23 protein-coding genes are annotated in these 21,091 nt (G+C 63.4%); 13 read left to right on the top strand and 10 right to left on the bottom strand.

All coding sequences use genetic code 11. The annotated features are described in order from the left end of the window. Positions 1-123: 123 nt before the first annotated feature. Positions 124-717: a ribonuclease HI gene (gene rnhA / locus K6I40_RS08860; RefSeq protein WP_222918682.1), complete on the bottom strand. Its 594-nt coding sequence runs from the start codon at positions 715-717 to the stop codon at positions 124-126. Between the two features lie 162 nt (positions 718-879). Between rnhA and K6I40_RS08855 the strand changes: the two genes are divergently transcribed. Next, positions 880-1,842: a transcription initiation factor IIB gene (locus tag K6I40_RS08855; RefSeq protein ID WP_006184711.1), complete on the top strand. Its 963-nt coding sequence runs from the start codon at positions 880-882 to the stop codon at positions 1,840-1,842. Between the two features lie 105 nt (positions 1,843-1,947). Here K6I40_RS08855 and K6I40_RS08850 read toward each other — a convergent pair whose 3' ends face one another. The 3 genes from K6I40_RS08850 to K6I40_RS08840 form a co-directional block, all read right to left on the bottom strand. After that, positions 1,948-3,102, bottom strand: a complete 1,155-nt coding sequence (locus K6I40_RS08850) for an alpha/beta hydrolase (protein ID WP_222918681.1) — start codon at positions 3,100-3,102, stop codon at positions 1,948-1,950. 144 nt (positions 3,103-3,246) lie between these two features. Further along, entirely contained in the window at positions 3,247-3,900 is a 654-nt protein-coding gene (gene gfcR, locus K6I40_RS08845) for a transcriptional regulator GfcR (RefSeq protein WP_222918680.1), read from the bottom strand. Beyond that, the gene (locus K6I40_RS08840) at positions 3,897-5,021 is read right to left on the bottom strand and encodes a glucose 1-dehydrogenase (protein WP_222918679.1); all 1,125 of its coding nucleotides are present in this window, start codon (positions 5,019-5,021) and stop codon (positions 3,897-3,899) included. Before K6I40_RS08840 ends, gfcR begins: the two co-directional genes overlap by 4 nt. A 207-nt stretch (positions 5,022-5,228) precedes the next feature. Between K6I40_RS08840 and K6I40_RS08835 the strand changes: the two genes are divergently transcribed. The 6 genes from K6I40_RS08835 (at position 5,229) to K6I40_RS08810 (ending at position 10,866) form a co-directional block, all read left to right on the top strand. Further along, a complete protein-coding gene (locus K6I40_RS08835; protein ID WP_222918678.1) occupies positions 5,229-6,545 on the top strand; it encodes an HAD hydrolase family protein in 1,317 nt (438 codons plus the stop codon). 317 nt (positions 6,546-6,862) lie between these two features. After that, positions 6,863-7,543: a helix-turn-helix domain-containing protein gene (locus K6I40_RS08830; protein WP_222918677.1), complete on the top strand. Its 681-nt coding sequence runs from the start codon at positions 6,863-6,865 to the stop codon at positions 7,541-7,543. A 137-nt stretch (positions 7,544-7,680) separates the two neighbouring features. Then, positions 7,681-8,598 (top strand): dihydrodipicolinate synthase family protein, encoded by a 918-nt coding sequence (locus K6I40_RS08825; RefSeq protein ID WP_222918676.1) that lies wholly within the window; start codon positions 7,681-7,683, stop codon positions 8,596-8,598. Between the two features lie 62 nt (positions 8,599-8,660). Next, entirely contained in the window at positions 8,661-9,791 is a 1,131-nt protein-coding gene (locus K6I40_RS08820) for an acyl-CoA dehydrogenase family protein (protein WP_222918675.1), read from the top strand. Positions 9,792-9,840: 49 nt separating this feature from the next. Further along, positions 9,841-10,260, top strand: a complete 420-nt coding sequence (locus K6I40_RS08815) for a hypothetical protein (protein ID WP_222918674.1) — start codon at positions 9,841-9,843, stop codon at positions 10,258-10,260. Between the two features lie 66 nt (positions 10,261-10,326). After that, the gene (locus K6I40_RS08810; RefSeq protein ID WP_222918673.1) at positions 10,327-10,866 is read left to right on the top strand and encodes an HAD family hydrolase; all 540 of its coding nucleotides are present in this window, start codon (positions 10,327-10,329) and stop codon (positions 10,864-10,866) included. Between the two features lie 31 nt (positions 10,867-10,897). Here the strand turns inward: K6I40_RS08810 and K6I40_RS08805 are convergent, their stop codons facing one another. Further along, a complete protein-coding gene (locus K6I40_RS08805) occupies positions 10,898-11,131 on the bottom strand; it encodes a DUF5822 domain-containing protein (RefSeq protein WP_222918672.1) in 234 nt (77 codons plus the stop codon). A 133-nt stretch (positions 11,132-11,264) separates the two neighbouring features. On the opposite strand from K6I40_RS08805, the gene panB reads away from it, so the two are divergent. Beyond that, a complete protein-coding gene (gene panB / locus K6I40_RS08800) occupies positions 11,265-12,077 on the top strand; it encodes a 3-methyl-2-oxobutanoate hydroxymethyltransferase (protein ID WP_222918671.1) in 813 nt (270 codons plus the stop codon). Positions 12,078-12,324: 247 nt separating this feature from the next. Next, a complete protein-coding gene (locus tag K6I40_RS08795; protein WP_222918670.1) occupies positions 12,325-12,525 on the top strand; it encodes a hypothetical protein in 201 nt (66 codons plus the stop codon). 53 nt (positions 12,526-12,578) lie between these two features. On the opposite strand, the gene K6I40_RS08790 is transcribed toward K6I40_RS08795, so the two are convergent. Further along, positions 12,579-13,376, bottom strand: coding sequence for an alpha/beta hydrolase (locus K6I40_RS08790; protein ID WP_222918669.1), 798 nt, complete (start codon positions 13,374-13,376; stop codon positions 12,579-12,581). A 238-nt stretch (positions 13,377-13,614) separates the two neighbouring features. Here K6I40_RS08790 and K6I40_RS08785 point away from each other — a divergent pair, with 238 nt between their 5' ends. Then, complete coding sequence (locus tag K6I40_RS08785; protein ID WP_222918668.1) at positions 13,615-13,863, top strand: Hsp20/alpha crystallin family protein; 249 nt, start codon at positions 13,615-13,617, stop codon at positions 13,861-13,863. Further along, a complete protein-coding gene (locus tag K6I40_RS08780; protein WP_222918667.1) occupies positions 13,860-16,118 on the top strand; it encodes a CDC48 family AAA ATPase in 2,259 nt (752 codons plus the stop codon). Before K6I40_RS08785 ends, K6I40_RS08780 begins: the two co-directional genes overlap by 4 nt. Before the next feature lie 56 nt (positions 16,119-16,174). Here the strand turns inward: K6I40_RS08780 and K6I40_RS08775 are convergent, their stop codons facing one another. After that, entirely contained in the window at positions 16,175-17,011 is an 837-nt protein-coding gene (locus tag K6I40_RS08775; protein ID WP_222918666.1) for a helix-turn-helix domain-containing protein, read from the bottom strand. A 304-nt stretch (positions 17,012-17,315) separates the two neighbouring features. On the opposite strand from K6I40_RS08775, the gene K6I40_RS08770 reads away from it, so the two are divergent. After that, positions 17,316-17,630 carry a HalOD1 output domain-containing protein gene (locus K6I40_RS08770; RefSeq protein WP_222918665.1) on the top strand — a complete coding sequence of 105 codons (315 nt, stop codon included), beginning with the start codon at positions 17,316-17,318 and terminating at the stop codon, positions 17,628-17,630. A gap of 46 nt (positions 17,631-17,676) precedes the next feature. Here K6I40_RS08770 and bcp read toward each other — a convergent pair whose 3' ends face one another. From bcp to priS, 3 genes are all read right to left on the bottom strand, one after another. Further along, the gene (gene bcp, locus K6I40_RS08765; protein WP_222918664.1) at positions 17,677-18,150 is read right to left on the bottom strand and encodes a thioredoxin-dependent thiol peroxidase; all 474 of its coding nucleotides are present in this window, start codon (positions 18,148-18,150) and stop codon (positions 17,677-17,679) included. Positions 18,151-18,241: 91 nt separating this feature from the next. Further along, entirely contained in the window at positions 18,242-19,261 is a 1,020-nt protein-coding gene (locus K6I40_RS08760) for a hypothetical protein (protein ID WP_222918663.1), read from the bottom strand. Continuing rightward, positions 19,258-20,433, bottom strand: a complete 1,176-nt coding sequence (priS, locus tag K6I40_RS08755; protein ID WP_222918662.1) for a DNA primase small subunit PriS — start codon at positions 20,431-20,433, stop codon at positions 19,258-19,260. The genes K6I40_RS08760 and priS overlap by 4 nt, the downstream gene beginning before the upstream one ends. Before the next feature lie 161 nt (positions 20,434-20,594). Between priS and K6I40_RS08750 the strand changes: the two genes are divergently transcribed. Further along, positions 20,595-20,969, top strand: coding sequence for an MFS transporter (locus tag K6I40_RS08750; RefSeq protein WP_222918661.1), 375 nt, complete (start codon positions 20,595-20,597; stop codon positions 20,967-20,969). Positions 20,970-21,091 lie beyond the last annotated feature (122 nt).

The following is a 21,091-nucleotide window of genomic DNA, read 5'->3' as shown; positions in this document are numbered from 1 at the left end:
TCGCGAGGACCTCGCATAGTATCATCGGCCGCCCTCACTGGCGTTCGGCCAGCCGCCAGCGCGCGCCGCACACGCCGGCTAATCAGTCCGAAGTGAGACGTCGCTCGCCTATACTGAGCAAATCTAGGCCTGGTCGAGCGCCTCGTTCACGAGACCGTCCGCACGATCGTTGACCTCTCGAGGAACGTATTCCAGCGTCCACTCATCGAACGGCCGCAGTAGTTCGTGGACGGTCACGCGCTTCTCGCGGAGTTCGGGGTTGTTGGTGTCGTACTCGCCGCGGACCTGCTTGACGATGAGTTCAGAGTCACCGCGGATATGAACCTCGTCGTAGCCGTAGTCGCGCGCGGCCTCGAGCGCCGCGATCAGCGCCTCGTACTCGGCCTGATTGTTCGTCGCCGTTCCAATCGTCTCGCCGCCCTCGGCGACGATGCCGTCGCCGGTGACAATCACCCAGCCGATCGCGGCCGGGCCGGGATTGCCTCGGGAGCCGCCGTCGAAATAGACGTGGGCGCGGCCGCCGCCTTCGCGGAGCAGTGCTTCGATGTCGCGCGGGTCCGATCCCTGGATGACGACCTTATCGTCGTAGGCGATGGCGGTCGCGCCGCCGCGGCTCGCCCGCCAACGTTCGTGGTCAGTGTTTCCCGAGTCGACGGCGACACCCGCCGCCTCGAGTCGTTCGCGAGCCGCCTCGACGTCGCACTCGATGACCGGCATTCGTCCGTCTGATCGGCTGGTCCCGGATAAAGGTGTTCCGGTTCCGAATCGTAAACTTCGACTTTTAACCTCCCTACTGGCTGTTTTCGGCGGATTCGGTGCAGTAACCGAAACACCCCCACCAAATATTTATATAGTATGGTGATACTACTATAAAGTGCGATGACACGGTCCACCCGCCAGCGGGAGCGAACGCGCGAGACGGACGAGACCGAGGATCAAGAGGGGGTACGTGCCTGCCCCGAGTGTGAATCGGATAATCTCGTTAAGGACTCCGACCGGGGTGAGCTCATCTGTGAAGACTGTGGGCTCGTCGTGGAGGAAGAACAAATCGATCCTGGCCCGGAGTGGCGGGCGTTCAACCACCAGGAACGACAGGAGAAGTCCCGCGTCGGCGCGCCGACGACACAGACGATGCACGACAAGGGACTGACGACGACCATCGACTGGAAGGACAAGGACGCCTACGGGCGCTCTATTTCCTCGAAAAAGCGCAGCCAGATGCACCGACTGCGGAAGTGGCAGGAACGCATCCGCACCAAAGACGCCGGCGAGCGCAACCTGCAGTTCGCACTCAGTGAGATCGATCGGATGGCCTCCGCACTGGGCGTCCCGCGCTCGGTCCGCGAGGTCGCGTCCGTCATCTACCGACGTGCGCTCAAGGAAGACCTCATCCGCGGGCGTTCGATCGAAGGTGTCGCGACGTCCGCACTGTACGCCGCCTGTCGAAAGGAAGGGATTCCCCGCTCGCTCGAGGAAATCTCGGAAGTCTCCCGCGTCGAACGCAAAGAGATCGGTCGCACGTATCGATACATCTCGCAGGAACTCGGCCTCGAGATGCGTCCCGTCGACCCGAAAAAGTACGTCCCGCGCTTCTGTTCTGAACTCGAACTGTCCGAAGAGGTCCAGACCAAGGCCAACGAGATCATCGAGAAGACGGCCGAGGAAGGACTGCTCTCCGGGAAGTCACCAACGGGCTACGCCGCGGCCGCAATCTACGCTGCGTCCCTGCTCTGCAACGAGAAGAAGACCCAACGCGAGGTTGCCGATGTCGCACAGGTGACCGAGGTGACGATCCGGAACCGGTATCAGGAACAGATCGAAGCGATGGGAATTCACGGCTAAGCCGTCCGCTCACCGACGCTGATCGACTTTTTTATCACAGGTCTCATCCGTCTCACAGCTCCCGCAGCCAGTCATGACTGGGCGACGGTTCTTGGCCGACCGCTGTCACGCGATCGTCCGATCGAGGAATTGCTCGATCGCGTCCGGTCCCGCGGGCGGGGCGCGCTCGAGCAACCCGTCCGTTGACGCTCCGGTTTCGGCTCCGGCCTCGAGGTGGGCGGTCGCGGTGACCGTTTGCGCGGGCCGCGGGTCCACAATGAGTTGCTCCATCGCCGTTCGTTCCGACTCTGCCCCGAAAACGTGACCCAAGTCGTGGAGTTCGTACATCGTCGCGCCGACGGCGGACGCTTGCAGCGCCTCGAACAGTAGTCGGCTCTGCCGGATGGAGACGACCTGGTCCTCGCGGCCGTGCGTGATGAGGAACGGCGGCGTCTCCGGACCGACGTAGGTCGTCGGACTCGCCCGCTTGGCTTTGTCCCGATTCTCCGAGACGTCCCCACCGAGGAGGAACGATTCGAATCCGTCCGGTTGACTCGGAAGTTCGAGGAGGTCACTGATGCCATACCAGTCAACGACCGCCTGCACGGTGCCCGACTGGTCGGGGGCGACGACTTTCGCGATGGCGTCGTCCGGATAGGCGTCTCCGGGGAGGGTCTCGATGTCATCGAGGGTGCCAGCGAGGGCTGCCAAGTGACCACCGGCCGACGCGCCCCACGTCGCGACGCGGGCCGCGTCGAAGCCGTACTCGTCGGCGTTCGCTCGGAGCCACCTGATCGCGGCCTTCACGTCGATAATCTGGTCCGGGAAGACGCCCCTCGGCGTCGGATTGTTCTCGATGCTTTCGGTCGGGAAATCGGCGTCGTCCGGAATCGCCGCTAATCGGTAACTCACGCTGGTTATCGCACACCCCCACTCTGCGGCGTACCGCGCCAGATCTGGTGCGTTCTTTCGAGTTTCGAAGACCCATCCACCGCCGTGGATATAGACGACGAGCGGCGGGTTTTCGTCAGTCTCCGGGACGTATAGATCGAGTTTCATCTCGCCCGCGTCGCGCGCTGCATACGTGACGTCTTCGTGAACCGAAACGGATGCCGCCCGGTCGTCGTCCGTCTCCTCGCCGTCCTGCTCGTTCGACTGATTCGCGTTCGACTCATCGCGCAGGTCCAGGCGCGAACAACCCGCGACTGCGACCGTTCCGATCGTTCCGGACGTTCTCAGGAATTGCCGTCGCAACACCGCCGCATGGTCTGTATCGCTCATGGTAGAGGGCTGGATACAATTTTTTGCGTAGGGGGTATATCGTTGGTGGAACGGTGCGCTGGGGCGGAGAATGCCCTGTCGATAATAGAGATGGGACTCGCGCCGGGTGCCGACACGGCGGCATGGCGATGTCCGCGCGAGCGATCAGTCGTCCTTACCGACGCTGATGACCTGCAACAGCGAGTAGATGGGGACGCCCTCGAGTTCCTCGAGTCCCTGTTTATCGGCGAGGACGACACAGGCGAGGGGTTTCCCGCCCTCGGAGCGGATGGCCTCGATGGTCTCGCGCATGGTGGTGCCGCTGGTGATGGTGTCGTCGACAATGTAACACTCCCGATCGCGGATACCGGCGAAGTTCCGGCTGAACGTGCCGCCGAGTTCCTCGATATCGCCCTCTTCCCACTGGTGTTTCGCGGGGGTGTAGGTCCCGAGATCGGTCTCGAGTTCGCGCGCGACGAGGGTGGCGATGGGGCCGCCGGCCTTCTCGATCCCGATCGTCAGATCGATGTCGTCGCCGTGTTTGGCGAGCATGTCGGCCATCGCTGAGGCGATGGCACTCATTCGCTTGCTGTCCCGGCCGATTGCGGACCAGTCGACGTGGATGTCCTGTGGGCCACCCCCGCCGTTTTCCGGTGGTTCAGCTGCCTGATCGGTTGGCTGCGGTGTCGTACTGCTGCGCTCGACGAGCCAGCTCGCGGTCTCCCGGGAAACGTTCAGCTCGTCCGCGATTTCGCCCTTCGAGAGTCCGCGGGCCGCGAGTTCGGCCGCGCTCTCGATGAGGTCGTCGACGTTTTTCATATGTCTTCGAATTCGACCGCCGTTTTTATAGTCGTGTCGTCATCCGAACTTGCTGCCGACCCGTGCCCGGCCGCCGCGACGGGTGCAGTCGCTTCTGGGAACGCCCGATCGACTGATTCGAGGCCGTAAACGCCGGAGACGGTCTCCTCGAGCACCCAGTTGGGAAGTCCTGAGAGGGTGTCGATGGCCGCCTCGAAGTGGCCGTAATTGGAGTTGACGCTGCCAACGAGGGACTTGTTGTGGAGGACCAGTTCGCGGTGGAGACGGCCACCCTCGACCTCGAACGACCAGTCGTCAGGGACACCGAGCAGCGCAGCAACGCCGTTGGGAGCGAGCGCCTCGATCGACTCGAACGCGTGTTTCGCGTGGCCGGTCGCTTCGTAAACGATGTCCATCGGCTCGTGGACGTCCGGGATCTCGGGGACCGGTGTCTCCCGCGAGTCGATGTAGGTCGCGCCGAGTCGCTCGACGATGTCGATCGTCGGATCCGGTCGGTCGGACCGACCGAGACAGTAGACCCGGTCGTAGTCAAGCGTTTGTGTGAACATCGCGGTGGTCAACAGCCCCAGCGAGCCGGTGCCGAGGACGAGTGCGGACTCGGGCCGCCAGTCGAACGCCGAGCGAGTCGCGCGGGCGTGCTCGATCGCTTTCTCAGTGATACTGATCGGCTCGACGAGAAAGCCCCACTGCGCTAGTTCGGCCGGAATCGGGACGAGGTCGTCAGCCGGACTCGTGATGTACTCGGCCATGAATCCGTGCGCCCCGACGATACCGCGTTCGACGTACTCGCCGTCAGGGGCCATGTCGGGCTCACCGCGCTCGAAGTACTCGTTGGTCTCGACGTCGGCGGGCGGTCGTCGAACCGTTGGGACGACGTACTGGCCCTCCTCGAGGGCCGTTCCGTTCGCCTCTTCGACGACACCCACGGCTTCGTGACCGAGAACCAATCGATCGTCTCCGTCCGGGACGCCGCCGTGCGTTCCGCGGATGACCTCGTAATCAGTGCCGTCGACGCCCACGCGACAAATCCGCACGAGCGCTTCGCCTGATTCCGGTTCGGGAACGGGCCGCTCGACGACCTCGGGAACACCCGCCCCGGGCGTAACTGCAATGGCTTTCATGCTCCCTAGTAGGAACCATGAGGATAAATATTTATTCCTATTCGAGTAAATCGCTGTGCTGCGGCTGTCGAATCCGTCGACTTCGCGCGAGAGAGTCGCGCTCGACGGTCGAGGCGGGCGTAACAGCAGTATAGCGCGGACGCCCACGGCTTCAGCGTGAATAGCTAACCAGAAACGATTATCCGCCTGCCCACGCCTGTAGTTCACATGGAGCGATACGATCTCGTCTATCAGCTCTACGACGAGTACGACACGAAGGCGTTGCAAGAGTACCAGGAGTTCGTCGACGTCTTCCCCGCCGTCGATTCCCGGGTCGCGCTCGAGCACTGGCAGGAAGCGACCGAGGAACTCGAGGAGCGGAAGGACGAAATCCGGTCGTCATTCGCGGCCGGCGAGACGTTCGCGGAGGTCGCCGCGCGAGCGACCCGCGATCAGGCCTTTACCGCGCTCGATCTCGAGGCAAAGTACGGCCGCGCAGTCAACGTCCTTGTGCTTGACGTCGACGAGACGCTACGCTCTGCGGGCGGGACCGACAACGAGATCCCGCGGGAAACGCTGCACGTGCTGACGGAGTTCCACGAGGCCGGCGTCCCGATCGTCATCTGTACGGGCCAGACCCTGGAGAACGTCAAGGGGTTCGCGATTCAGGGGCTGGGAAGCGAGATCGTCCACTCGGGGGATCTCTCGATCGTCTACGAGGCGGGGACGGGTGTGTTCACACCGGGCCACGGCGCGGAGACGAAGCAGTTGCTCTATGAAGACCTGGACGAGTCGATCCGGACCGTCTTCGACGACGTGCGCTCGCGCGTGTTGCCCAACGCTCCTGAAGAGCTCCGTCGGGGCTGTCACCTGCAGGGCAACGAGTTCAACGTCACGATGAAGCCCAACTACGAGACCGGCTCCGGGGACGCTCGCGAGATCATCGACGAGGCACTGGTCTATCTCATTGATCTGCTCGCGGACGCCGTCGGCACGATGCTCGCGGGTGCGGAGAGCGAACCGGACGGTTCGGACAGTACAGCGGCGGACGTCGGTGCGGAGGGCGATGGCGAGACGAAACTGGCCGACGAGTCGATCGTTGACTGGACCCGCGCCTTCTATGCCACGCAGGACCCGGAAATCAGGGCCGTCCTCGAGGGCGAAGGGGCCTATCCCGATCTCGACGACGCAGTTCCCGAGCGGCTCGCGGCGGTTCTCGAGCGCATCGACGTCGCCTATTACGAGGCCGACGCGGCCGAGATCGGCAGCCTCGAACTGAACAAGGTAGTCGGCGTCGAGCGCGCGCTTGACGTACTCGGAGTCGACGATCCGTTCGCGCTCGTGATGGGCGACTCCAAGAGTGACCTGCGCGTGATGGAGTGGGTCGCCGCAAACGAGACGGGGATCGCGGCAGCCCCGGAACACGCCTCGCAGGATACGCTGGAACACGTCCTCGAGACGGACGAACTCGTCTTCGATCGCGGGAAGAGCGTCGACGTCCTTCGGACGGTGTACGCGCTCAATCGGCTGGCCCGCCTCGGGTGAGACGCCGCGACCCAGACCCGTTCACGGTCGCCGTTCCATCATGGGATTTTGACCGTCGCGAGGGGTGACGCACTTCCTTAAACGGCCGGAATACAAAAGCCCGCTCATCAAGCGTGTTCGAGTCCACCTTTCTATCAGCACGATCCGAGCGAGCGTGGTCGGCAACAGTGGTTTCATAGCCGCTGTGGCAGACGCGTTCATAACGATACCGAGCGGATCGGCTGGATACTTATGAAACAAATCGGGTCCACAGGCCACTACGACAGCGGTGTTGTTCGCCAACCGGACTCGGGTCAGCGTTCCGAGGTGACCTCCCAATGACGACGATCGCAGAACTTTCGCTTTCGACGGACGAGTTCGCACTCGCAGAGACCTTCCAGCAACTACCGGCCCTCGAGGTCCGCGTCGAAAGCGTCGTCGCGGAGGGACCGGTCCGAACGGTGCCGCTCGTCTGGTTCTCAAACACCGACCGCGGTGACCTCGAGGCGGTTCTCGATGTGGACTCGACCGTCCACGAGTACCGCCAGTTGCTCGAGAACACCGAGGATGACGAACTGTTCTACCGGCTCGAGTACACCGAAGAGGTCGGGTCGGTCTGTTGCTGTGTGTACAGCCACGGCGGCACGGTGCTCGACGCACAGGTTTCGGACGGTCAATGGACGCTCCGCCTGCTCTTCCCCCATCGCGAGGAACTCTCGAGTGCCGTCTCCGACATCGAGGAGCGGGACGTCCGGATCGACGTCAAGCGCATGGTCGAGGCCGGCCAGGACGAGGACCTCGAGACGACGGCGGCGCTGACCGAGCCCCAGCAGGAAGCCATCGCTGAGGCCTACCGGCAGGGCTACTACGACGTCCCCCGCGAAATCTCGCTCGAGGAACTCGCGAACGAACTCAATATCTCCCACCAGGCGCTCTCCGAGCGGCTCCGCCGGGCGAATCGCGTGCTCGCGGGCGAACAGTTAAACGAACCGGCGGGCGAGATGGCGGCCCCGGACTAACGCGAGTCCGAGAAACGAACCGACGGGCGAGACGGCGGCCTCGGACTAACGCGAGTCCGAGAACGTCTCCGCTCGAACGGCAGGCGCTGTGACACTGACAACAGGCGTTTTTTGACTGTGCCCGGCGGAAGACGACCATGGCGAATCACGATCCCGGTAGTGCCGATCCGTTGTCGCTGCATGGCGTTGTCCCACCGACTATCACCGCGTTTCACGAGGACGAATCCGTCGACTACGAGACGACGGCTGACCACGCTCGGTTCGTCGTCGATCGCGGAGTCCACGGCGTCTTTCCGCTGGGGACCAACGGCGAGTTCCCGCTACTCTCAGGCACAGAGCGCGATCGGGTCGTCGAGACTGTCGTCGACGAAGTCGGCGACGAGGTCCCGGTCATCGCCGGCGTCGGCGCGCCCAGTACGTACCAGACCGTCGCCCACGCCGAACACGCCGAGTCGGTCGGTGCGGACGGAATCGTCGTCGTCACACCCTACTACTACCCTCTGGATCACGAGGGAGCCCTCGAGCACTACCGTCGGGTTGCCGAGGCCGTCGACCGCCCGGTCTATATCTACCACATTCCGAGCAAGACCGGGAACGAACTGTCCCTCGAGACCCTCGCCGGTCTCGCAGCAATCGACAATATCGCGGGTGTCAAGGACTCGAGCAAGGACGTTCCCTGGCTCGCACAGGCGATCGACGCCCATCCCGACCTGACCTTCCTCGCGGGCTCGGACTCGCTGCTCTTCACTGGGCTCGAGATCGGCTGTTCAGGGCTGGTCAGCGCGGTCGCGAACGCGTTCCCGGAACTTGTCGTCGACTGTTATGACGCCTACGACGCGGGCGACGAGGACCGCGCACGCGAGCTTCAGAGTGAGGTCTTCCAGGTCCGAAACGCGTTCAAGAGCGGCGGTGCGTACATGTCCGGCGTCAAGACGGCGCTCCGAATGCGCGACTTCGACGCCGGCCCGCTGCGGAGCCCGCTCCGACTGAAAGACGACGAATCGGCGGGAGAGATGCGCGAGGAGCTTCGAGCACTCGAACTCGACGGGGTTTAATCCCCACCGGTCGCGGCCGATTCCGACACGGGGACTTTTGCTACGGCCGTCGAATGGCCGCCATGGAACTCACCGCGGAACAGGAAGCGGTCCGCGACGTCGTCCGGGAGTTCGCCAGCGAGGAGATCAGGCCAACCGCACTCGAGGCCGACAGGGACCAGACGTTCCCCGAAGCCGTCTGGGACGGACTCGCCGACCTCGATCTGACGGGGATGACGGTCCCCGAGGAGTACGGCGGCTACGACGCGGACCCGGTCACGGCCGCCGTGGTCAACGAGGAAGTCGCGTACGGGATGTTGGCCGTCGCGACGGCGCTGTCGGTCCACTCGCTCGCGACCTCCTGTATCGCGGAGTTCGGGAGCGAGGACCTGCGGGAATGCTGGCTGCCCGAGATGGCCGAGGGCCGCCCGGTTGGTGCCTTCGCGCTTTCGGAGCCCCACGCGGGATCGAATCCAGCGGAGATGTCGACAGAGGCGAGAAAGGACGGCGATGAGTACGTCATTACCGGCGAGAAGCAGTGGATCACGAACGGCGAGCGGGCGGGCGTCTACGTTCTCTTCGCGAAGACCGATCGCAACGATCCCTCGACAGTCACGCAGTTTCTCGTCCCGGACGACGTCGACGGGCTGACCGTCGGCGAGAAAGAGGACAAACTCGGCCTGCGCGCGAGCGACACGACGAGCCTGACCTTCGACGGCGTCCGGATCCCCGCCGAGAATCGGCTTACCGAGGAAGGGAAGGGGCTCTCGGCCGCGTTTCACATCCTCACTGGCGGCCGGATAGCCATCGCGGCTCAGTCTGTCGGCCTCGCACAGTGTGCGCTCGACGAGGCGATGGCCTACAGCCAGGAGCGCGAGCAGTTCGGCGACCCAATTTCGGACATTCAGACGATTCGGCACAAACTCGCCGAGATGGCGACTCGTATCCGAGCCGCACGACTGCTGACCCGGGATGCCGCCCAGAAGCGAGCGGCGGGTGGTGCAGCGCTCGAGGCGAGCATGGCGAAGTACTTCGCGAGCGAGGCGGCGATGTTCGTGACCAACGAAGCAGTCCAGATCCACGGCGGCTACGGCTACGTCACTGAGGGCGAGGTCGAGCGCCTCTACCGCGACGCCAAGATTACCGAGATCTACGAGGGGACGACCCAGATCCAGAAGACGGTGATCGCGCGGGAGTTGCTCGGGGAACGGTAATCGGTATCGTCGCAGGAACCTATTTACGCTCCGGCTGAGGGATGTTTCTATGGTCGACATACCCGTTTATAACTCATCTGTCCCCGGCTCGAACGACCGGTCGCGTGCTCTCTGGCAACTCCTCTATGCGACCGCTCTGACGCCGATTCTGTTGCTGACGGAACCCAGCCGGGAAATCGCCTCGATCGAAGCGACAGTGGCGGCCGTCGGGCTCGGATTGATCGTCGGGGCCGTAGTCAGTCTCACGCTGTCCGGCGCTCAACTCGGCCCGCAGGACGACGCGCTCGCGACGGTCGTGGGAATCGCGACAGTCGGCGGTGTGACTGTCCTCCTCTGGCTGTTGCTCCCGAGAGACCACATCTCGACGTTTCTGCATTTCGCGATCGCGTTTCTGTGGGGGACAGCACTCGCATCGGCGGCTCGCCACGTCGTCTGGCCGTCGCTCAGTTCGTCGGAGTCGACGGAGTGAACGAGCCACGGGCCGGACGCTGCCGGAGACCGAAGTCACTAATCCGTCCTCTCCCTATCGAGCCGTATGACCGAGTACGACGCCGTCGTCTACGATCTGGACGGAACCCTCGTCGACCTCGACGTCGACTGGAACGCCGTCGCCGTCGACGTCCGCGAGGTGTACGACAGCGCGAACGTCGAACCGCCAAGTGACGGCCTCTGGGACATGCTTGAGGCCGCGGACGACGTCGGACTGGCCGCCGAGGTGGAGTCGGCCATCGCGGCCCACGAATACGACGGTGCGCGAACCTCGAGCCGACTTGCCCACGCCGACGAATTGCTCGAGCAGTCGCTGCCGGCAGGCGTCTGCTCGCTGAACTGCGAGCAGGCGTGTCGGATCGCGCTCGAGGAACACGCGCTGGCGACGGTGGTCGACGCCATCGTCGGTCGCGATACGGTCGCGACGCGGAAGCCGGATCCGGAACCGCTGCTCGCGACCGTCCGCGAACTCGGGGCCGAGCCCGAACGGGCGCTGTTCATCGGTGACTCCGCGCGGGATCAGCAGGCTGCAGAACGTGCGGGAATCGATTTCGAGTACGTCGGCGAGGGACCGTCCGGTGTCTGAGTCCGAACTCCTGCTCGAGTGACTGAGTCGACTACGTCTGTTTTCGTTTGGCGTACGCAAAGACGACGATCGACGTGACCAACCAGATGGGAGCGCCGACCCGGATCGCGAACTCGACGCGGTCGGCCCACGTGGGGAGGGTCGCGGTCGTCGACAGGGCGGCGACCAGCGGCGCTCCAACGAGGATGGTGGCGACGAAGGTCGTCTGCATTACCCAGCCATAGTCGACCCCGTCGGGCGAGGTCGTTCCGACGCGTTCAGGCACGCGTGAGTATGGCGACCGATCCCTCTTAAGCGCGCCGGGTCCGCGCGAGAGACACGAACGCGAGGGGCGTCGAGACGCGGGAACGGTTGCCGAAGCACAACGAGGTTTAATCATGGGGTACTAACCTGTGTGTATGCCTACCGTGCGGGATCTCCGGGCGAACGCGGGCGAGGAACCGATCACGATGTTGACGGCCTACGACGCGCCCACAGCGTCGATCGTCGACGAAGCCGGCGTCGACGTCATTCTCGTCGGGGACAGCCTCGGCAACGCCAGCCTGGGCTACGAAAACACCCTTCCAGTGACAGTCGACGACATGGCTCGTCACACCGGCGCGGTCGCGCGAGCGACCGACGACGCCCTCATCGTCGCCGATATGCCCTTCCTCTCGGTCGGGATCGACGAAGCAGCCAGCCTCGAGAACGCGGGCCGGATGCTCAAGGAGGAAGACGCCCACGCGGTCAAACTCGAGTGTGGTCCTCACACCGTCGACCTAACCGAGAAACTGGTCCAACTCGGGATTCCGGTGATGGCCCACCTCGGGCTGACTCCCCAGCACGTTAATCAGTACGGCGGCTATCCCCGACAGGGGACGGATCAGGCGGCCGCGGAACGTATCCTCGAGTTAGCCGAGGCCCACGAGGACGCCGGTGCGTTCTCGCTAGTCTTGGAGCACGTCCCGTCGAATCTCGCGGCCGACGTGACCGCGGCACTGGACATCCCGACGATCGGAATCGGTGCCGGACCGGACTGTGACGGGCAGGTACTCGTGGTCGACGACGCGATCGGGTTGAGCGAGTGGTCGCCCTCGTTCTCGACGCAGTTCGGGAACGTCCGCGCCGAGATGGAGTCCGCGGTTGGGGAGTACGTGTCGGCAGTCGAGTCCGGTGAGTTCCCCGCCGAGGAACACAGCCACGAGGAGAGCGACCTCGACGACATCTATTGATCGGCTGACGGTCGCGGCAGAGAGTATCTCGAGCGTCGTTGCGAATCGTCCCCTCGAGCGTGGTCCCGTCTTTCAGTCGGGAGCATTCGAGGCGGATCTTCGACCGGCGGTCGTCCAAAAGGGATGTCGACTCGAGCCAGAGGCTACTATAGCAACCGACTATACGATATCGGCATCCGCCGGATTTAGCGGGGGAGTTTATATATCGTGCTGGAGTACCTCGAAGACAACGCGGAGGACCGATATCATGTCAGAACCGTCGACCGAGACGTCTCCTGAGTTCGGGTCGCCTACCGATCGTCCATCGCGGCTACAGCACGTCACCGTCGAACAGGCGGACGTGGCGGTCTGTACGATGTTCCCGGAGGAAATCAGCGAGGAGATAGTGTCGGCACAGTGGATCACTGCGACCACGGATTCGTTTGTCTCCCTCGAGCAGCGCAGGTAGTCCCGCGGCGTTCGAATCGCCACCTCGTTGCGGCAGCCGTTTTTCGCCAGCTCTCAGTACCAGTCTCGGTTTCGATCCCTGGCGATTCCCGCCAGGAATTCCTCGACGACGCCGTTGAACGCGGCCGGTTGCTCGACCATCGCCAGATGGGCAGCATCCTCGATTTCGGCGATGCCGGCTCCGTCGATTTCGTCGGCGAGATACTCGTGGAACCACGGCGGCGTCAGTTGGTCGTACTCTCCGTACACCGCGAGGGTAGGGATGTCGATCGAATCGATGCGATCGCGGACGTCGAACTCGTGGCAGGTCAGGAAATCCCGGCGCGTGACCGCCTGTCCGGTGTCGTACATCCGTTCCATCGATCGCTCTCGGAGCTCCGGATTGGGGTCGTGAAAGAGCCGATCCGGGCCATGGAGGAACTCGACCGCCCGCTCGAAGTCGGACTTGAGCCATGCCAGCAGGTCCTCGAGCACGCCGAGTCGCGCACCGGTTCCCGTCAGCACGGCCGCTTCGGGGTTAAACTCGCGCTCGATTAGGATCTGGAGGACGACGGCACCGCCCAGCGAGTTGCCGACGAGGACCTCCGAATCCGTCGCTTCGACGACGGCCAGCACGTCGTCGGCGTAGGCCGACAGCGTCGAGTAGCCGGCGCTCGCATCGATATTGTCCGAGTCACCGTGGCCGCTGAGATCGATCGTGACGATTGGATGAGCGTCCGCGAGCGGCCGCTGGCCTGCCCAGACGTCGCGCGATCCCCCGCTCCCGTGGACGCAACAGATCGGCGGTCCGTCCCCGCCTCGGTCGACGACATCGTATGCCGTCTCCCGGCCGTGGTGTGGTACCATTTCCATACGGAACGCCACACCGGGGACGGGCATAAAGACTCGATTCGACAGCAACCGGAGAACGCCAGCAGCGGGGCTATGATCTGTCCGACCGAACTCCGCGGTACCGTTCCCGGACGAGCGTCCGCGGTGATCGAAACCGTGAACTACGAACAATCATCTTCTCATCTAGTACGCTGCCTTCATGCGATTAGCCGCCGAAAGGCTTATATATTTTCGGCGCTTACCTTGGGTTAGTTACAGCATGACTCCCGAACAATTCACCCCCGAAGAGGGACAGGTGGCTCGTCGATACGAATACGACGACAGCACAGTGATGGCTGTCGACTTCGGTACCGAGGAGGCCGACGCATCGGTCGACATCGTCGACGGTACTGTTATCGTCGTCATCGCCGATGACCAGTACGAGATCGAACTCCCTGCAGATACCGAGAACCCGCACACGTTTATCAAAAACGGCGTTCTCACTATCGAACTGGAGGAGGAACTATGAAACTTACTGTCAAACCACTTAAACAAAAGGACGCCGGTCGCGGACTGGCCGCGATCGATCGTGTCTCCATGAACGAACTCGACCTCGAGAACGGGGACTACATCGTCATCAAGGGCAAAAGCGAGAGTCAGGCCGTCGCTCGCGTTTGGCCCGGCTACCCCGAAGACGAGGGACGCGGCATCGTCCGAATCGACGGCCGCCTGCGCCAGGAGGCCGACGTCGGTATCGACGACAGTGTCACCATCGAACCCGCCGATGTCAAACCGGCCAAATCGGTCACCGTCGCCTTGCCCCAGAATCTGCGGATCCGCGGTGACATCGGTCCGCTCGTCCGCGACAAGCTTTCCGGTCAGGCCGTCACCGAGGGTCAGACGGTACCGTTCTCGCTCTCGTTCGGGCCCATGGCCGGTTCCGGCCAGTCGGTCCCGCTGAAGATTGCGAGCACCTCGCCGTCGGGCACCGTTGTCATCACGGATTCGACGAGCATCGAAATCTCCGAGACCCCTGCCGAACAAGTCCAGTCCGGTAGCGGGTCCGCAGAGGGCGTCCCGGATGTCGCTTACGAGGACATCGGTGGCTTAGACGACGAGCTCGACCAGGTCCGCGAGATGATCGAACTGCCGATGCGCCACCCCGAGCTGTTCCAGCAGCTGGGGATCGAACCGCCGAAGGGCGTCCTCCTGCACGGCCCGCCGGGAACGGGGAAGACCCTGATGGCCAAGGCCGTCGCCAACGAGATCGACGCTCACTTCGAGACGATCTCCGGCCCGGAGATCATGTCGAAGTACTACGGTGAGTCCGAGGAACAGCTCCGCGAGGTCTTCGAGGAGGCTGAGGAGAACGCCCCCTCGATTATCTTCATCGACGAACTCGACTCCATCGCGGCCAAGCGCGAGGAGGCCGGCGGTGACGTCGAACGACGCGTCGTCGCCCAACTTCTCAGCCTGATGGACGGCCTCGAGGAACGGGGTCGCGTGACAGTCATCGCTGCGACCAACCGTGTCGACGCGATCGATCCAGCGCTCCGCCGCGGCGGTCGCTTCGACCGCGAGATCGAGATCGGCGTGCCCGACAAGGAGGGCCGCAAGGAGATCCTGCAGGTCCACACCCGCGGGATGCCCTTAGACGAGGGGATCGACCTCGATCAGTACGCCGAGAGCACGCACGGCTTCGTCGGTGCCGACCTCGAGTCGCTGGCCCGCGAGAGCGCGATGAACGCGCTCCGTCGCATCCGCCCCGAACTCGACCTCGAGTCCGAGGAAATCGACGCCGACGTGCTCGACTCCCTGGAAGTGAGCGAGCGAGACTTCAAGGAGGCGCTCAAGGGCATCCAGCCCTCCGCGATGCGCGAGGTCTTCGTCGAGGTCCCCGACGTCACCTGGAACGACGTCGGTGGACTAGACAATACCAAAGAGCAACTCCGCGAGACGATCCAGTGGCCGCTGGACTACCCCGAGGTGTTCGATCAGATGGACATGCAGGCCGCCAAGGGCGTCCTCATGTACGGTCCACCGGGCACGGGGAAGACGCTGCTCGCCAAGGCCGTCGCCAACGAGGCCCAGTCGAACTTCATCTCGATCAAGGGCCCCGAACTGCTGAACAAGTACGTCGGCGAGTCCGAGAAGGGCGTCCGAGAGGTCTTCGAGAAGGCACGGTCGAACGCACCGACCGTGATCTTCTTCGACGAGATAGACTCGATCGCAGGCAAACGCGGCCAGCACCAGGGTGACTCCGGCGTCGGTGAACGCGTCGTCTCCCAGCTCCTGACCGAACTCGACGGCCTCGAGGAACTCGAGGACGTCGTCGTGATCGCCACGACCAACCGGCCGGACCTGATCGACAGCGCCCTGCTCCGTCCCGGACGCCTCGACCGTCACGTTCACGTGCCGGTTCCCGACGAGGACGGTCGCAAGAAGATCTTCGATGTTCACACCCGCGACAAGCCGCTAGCCGAATCGGTCGACCTTGAGTGGCTCGCGGGCAAGACAGAGGGCTACGTCGGTGCCGACATCGAAGCGGTCTGTCGCGAGGCTTCGATGGCCGCCAGCCGCGAGTTCATCAACTCGGTCGACTCCGAGGAGATGGGCGACACCATCGGCAACGTCCGCATCAGCAAGGAACACTTCGAGCACGCGCTCGACGAGGTCAACCCGAGCGTCTCTCCCGACACCCGCGAGCAGTACGAGGAACTCGAAGGCGAGCTCCAGCAGGCCGAACCCGGGCAGGACGAACAGCTCGGCCGCACCTTCCAGTAAGGTCGACGACCGCGGTCACGCGCTGACCGCTGGCTCGTCGATTGCAACTGCGCCACTCATTCTTCGCACGTCGTACACTCCGCGTTCGGGTCGTACGGCCCGACCGGGTCACCGGTTTCGAACTCGAGCGCTGCCAGTCGTTCCTCGAGGGTATATCGGAGCCAGACGACGAGCCCGTGACCTCGCTCGCTGGACCAGACCCCCGTTTCGGTCGTTTCGCTCGGGACGAGTCCCTCCGTCAGCGCACTCAACACGATCGTCTCCCGGTCGACCAACAGCAGTCGACCGAGTTCCCGATCCGTTTCGCTGTACGAATCGAAGTCGAAACCGGTGACAGCAACGTTCGCTGTCGAGACGACATTGTGGATGGCCTGTCGAGCCGATACCGACGGAACTTCGACGAAGACTGCAACGCACCGCTTGCGCGCGGCATCGAGTCGCTCGAACAGGGCCGGCTCGAGCAGCTCTTCGTCCGCGACGAGGAGATAGATCTCGTTCGTGGCGTTCTCGATGGCCGCTGCCGTCCGGTTATGTACGTCTTGATCGCTGGCAACCTTCCAGACACCGTCTTCGTCGGTCGTCCGTTGCTCGAGTTCCTGTAGATGTGTGGTCGCGGTCTCGAGGTGGCCGCGATACTCCTGTTGCAGTCGTTTCCCGGCAACCGCAACGGGGACGACGCTGTATCTGCGCGGCTCCGACTCCTGGACATCGACGAGGCCGATCCGGTGTAACTGTTCGACGACATCGTAGACGCGTGATTGGGGGACATCGGCGACTTGACTGATCTCCTTTGCCGTCCCCTCCGAGAGTTGTGTGAGTGCGACGAAACACTGCGCCTCGTACGTTCGAAGCCCTAGCTCCACCAGTGCGTCGACGGCATCGGCTTCAGACATGATCGATTCGACCCTTCGTTGCGGGAGACATAGTGGAAGAGAGATGGACACGAAACGCGGAAAAGCTATTCCACTTCTTCAGTCCGGTAAAATCCGACAGTAATCGGTGCATACTCGAGTCACAGGGCGGGACACACCAGTGCGACGATCATCGTGACAGAGCTGGTACGTCGATCGAACTCTCCTATTCAAGGCAAAGCTTCGTAGTGAATGATCGGGAACCATCGGTAATGGTCGGACCACCGATCGACTGTGGCGAGGCGATCGACGATCGACGATCGAGAGACAGGAGGACGAGCGACTAATGCCCGGGTCCGATCGCGATCCCCCGGGCGAACGGCCCCTCCTCGCCGAACGGACGTACGACGACACGACGCCGGCCAGCATCGCCGTTGTGTACGCGATTTCGGCCGCACTCGATACCGATCCGATCGACTGTTCGACCGAACACGGATTCACGCTGTACGACCATCTCGACCCGGAAGCCCTCAACGCGCTTGTGACCGACGATCGACGGAACGGTTCCGTCACCGTCGAACTCTCGCTGAACGATCATCTGCTCCGAGTCACGGATAGCGGTCGCGTCCGCGTGCTCGGCCCATCCGGGTCCGACTCGTGAGCGGACGCGGACGAGCAAAACCGCGTACTGAGAGAATGCGTCCGCGTCAGTGTGTGATGTCCGCCGGCTCGAGAGCCGCGAGCACCTCATCAGCGTGGCCGTCCGGCGAGACGCTCTCATAGACCGCCTCAATCTGCCCGTCCGGGTCAACGACGTAGGTGTTCCGAAAGACGCCGTCGAAGGTATTTCCGAACATCTGTTTCTCGCCGTAGGAGTCGTACAGTGTCGCGACCTCGCCGAACTCGTCCGATAGCAGATCGAACTTGAGGTCGTAGTCTGCGGCGAAGTCGGCAATGTCGTCGACAGAGTCGTCGCTAATGCCGACGACTGTGGCATCGCAGTCCTCGAGCCGCGGGAGCGTGTCGTTGAACCCGCAGGCTTCGGTCGTACAGCCCTCCGTGTTAGCGCGCGGATAGAAATAAATAACGAGCCGCTGCCCCTCGAAATCGGAGCGGGTGACCGTTTCGCCGTGTTGGTTTTGCAGTTCGAACTCGGGTGCCTCATCGCCGACGTCGAGCATGCATGCGAGTTAGCGACCGGTACTGTATACGTTACGGTTTCACACGGCAACGGACTGGAGACGAAAACGAGATAAAGCGCCGAGAGACGGCTTACTCGAGCCGTTCGGCGGCCTCTCGCTCGACGAGTGGGGCGGCGTTTTGTTCTGGCAGCGTGACGACGTCGTCGCTCGTCAGGGTATACTCCCGGTCATCGACGCCGAGAATGGAGCCGATATCGCTGGTGATTCGAACGGTTGTGCGATCGATCTCGGCGGTCGTGTCCTGAGCGTCGCCGGCCGCTGGAGCGGCGTCGCCTTCCGCGGCCGGCGAGTCGACAGGGCGGTCGGTACCGGTGTCGGACTCCGGGGGAGTCGCGTTCCCCTCGTGATTGCCGGGACCCTCGCTCGGTGGCTGGCCCGGCGGTCCGTCCGCCGGGTCGATACTCTCGGTTCGATCCGCCGTGCTCCCATCAGTCGCCCCGACCGACGGATCGTCCCCGCCCATGACGTCGGCAGGGGAGACGCCACTCGAGTCGTTCGCTCGCGCATCATCCTCCGCAACGGGATCGACGTTCGACGAGGGTGCGTCGGACGGTGCCGATGGCGTGTCATCCGCGGTCGCATCGCCGGCCGGCGGATTCTCGGCTCGCGGCTCGATATCACCGGGCGCACCGGTCGGCGGGGTATCGGATGCAGCCGTTGAGCCAGCGCCAGCGCCTGCGTCCGAACCGGTGACCGAGTCCTCGACGCCCTCGAGGACGTCGAGGACGCGGCTCTTGTTCGATCCGATCCGCTCGACGAGATCGTCGAACAGATCGGCTTCCTCGGCGGTCAGGCCCTCGTCGTCGGCCGGCATCCCGGCCGCGGCGAGGCTGGCCTGTTTGACGAGTTTGCCCATCCGGCGCTCGTAGATCGCTTCGACGACGTCCTTGGCGGTCTCGATTTCGTCGGTCAGGCGGCCGACTTCGGGCGAGGAAAAGGGATCGTCAGCCTGATCGGCGACGCGGTCGCGTTCGTCCTCGAGATCGGCGATATACTCGCCGACCTCCTGATAGAACGAGGGGCGCAGATTCTGGAGGCTGTCCTTCTGGCGCTCCTTGCTCTGGACTGAACGCAGCTCATCTAAATTCATTCTTTCTCCTTCTCGGCGCGGCCGCGTGCCATCAGGAACACGGCAACGTACTCTGGTAGTGACTGGTCTCCCTCCGAGACCGTAAAGGTATCTCCTCCAAGTTCGACCTCACCGCCGTCACTGACGTCGACCGTGATCTCGTGGCCCTCGAACGTCTCCGGAACGGCGTCGACCAGCGGGTCGAAGTCCGCGATTTCGTCGCGCTCGAGTCGTACCGTTTTCAGCCCGCTCCCGCCGTGGAGACTGCCCGGGAGTCGGATCAGTCGGTTCGTGTCCGTCGTGACAGGTTCGTCGATGGGCGCGTTGTCCCGCTCGACGGCCGTACTTGCGAACCGTTCGGCTAACTGCGCGATCGCAGTGTGGACGGTGACGTTGCCCGCCTCGAGTTGCTCGTGATTATTACGGGCGGCGTTCAGCGTGGCCTGGGCCTTCCCCTCGCCGATGCCGTCGAAGGACTGGAGCCGCTCAAGGGCGGCATCCTCCTCGAGTTCGAGCAACTCGTCGACGAAGGCCATGAAGTGGTCGTGAATTCGAGCGCCCCACCCGCCCTCGATCCGGAGCGTACGGCGCTCTGTCGGGGTCTTCCGTCCCAATCCGGACACCGTCTCAGTCTCGATCAGGTCCTCGAACTCGAGACCGATGCCGCGGACGTAGTCGACGATCTCGCGGCGGTGCTCCCGCTCTAAGTGTAAGACGTTCTCGTCGCGGACGTGGACGTGATACCCCCGGCCGCCCGAGAAGACGATCTCGAGAATCTCGAAGGCGAAATCGTCCTCGAGAAACTCGAGCAGCCGGAGCAGGGCATCCTTACACTTCGCGAGCATCTCGCCATAGCTGTCCTCGCCCAGCGTGACGCTGGGAAGGTGGTCGGCGTCGAGGTCGAAGACGAGATCAGCGGACTGCCACTCCTTCTCGGACATCGAACTCGCGCCGGGGTCGCGAAACCGGCCGGCGGAGAAGTAGACGTGTCGCGGGCGCTTTCGGACGAGAAACTCCGAGAGATCGCCCAGCTCGAGCAGCGAACGGTGGCGAACCATCGTCGTATCGGGGCCCTCCGTCCACGGGATGAAGCCCCACTCGCGTTCGTTGGCCGCGGGCGGCGGCGTGATCTCTGTGCGTCGATAATGGTCGCGAAATCGCCCCCGCAAATAGGCCCTCGTTCGCTCCTCCATACGACTCGAGTAGTCGTGGATGGGGGCGTATAATCTTGCCGAATGATCGACCCGGCTGGAAGGGGTCTCGAGATGTGGCGCGTGCGGTTGATTCGTGTAGAATTGCCACCAATTATATATGATGCCCCGAAAGGTATCAGTATGAAACCACGTGGCGTGGGGTGGGGGAGATCCTGGCCAGTGGTCTCTTTGTGTTCGCGGTGACGTATCTCCTCCTAATACCCGGACGCGGGCTGTGGGCCGTGCTCGTAGACCGGAGCGAATCGGCTTTCTTCGCCAGTTCACTGGCCACGTGTACGATTTTCGGTGGCGCGTTCTCAGCACTGACCGGGGCTCGAGTCACGCGCTTCGTCGGTGGTGGATTTCTCGTCTACGCGCTCTGGCTCGTTTATCGTGAGGTCACGGCCGGACCGTTTGACAGTCCAGCCCACATCATCGTCGGAATCGTCTACCTGATCGGATTCGGGATCGGTGCAGGACTGGTTGAAGGCGCGGAACGCGCAGGACTCGTGAGGCGGATTCCCGTCTTCGAGTAACACGTTCCGCGCAGTTCGAGCGTCGACGGACGAAGGAAATTCGGATCAACGCGAGTCCGCGGATGACCCGGATTCACGCGAATCGACGGTCACGTAGTGCTCGTCGACGGTACTGTCCGGGA

It is taken from the genome of Natrinema sp. SYSU A 869 (assembly GCF_019879105.1).
Lineage (GTDB): Archaea > Halobacteriota > Halobacteria > Halobacteriales > Natrialbaceae > Natrinema.
This window is presented reverse-complemented; position numbering and strand designations above follow the sequence as displayed.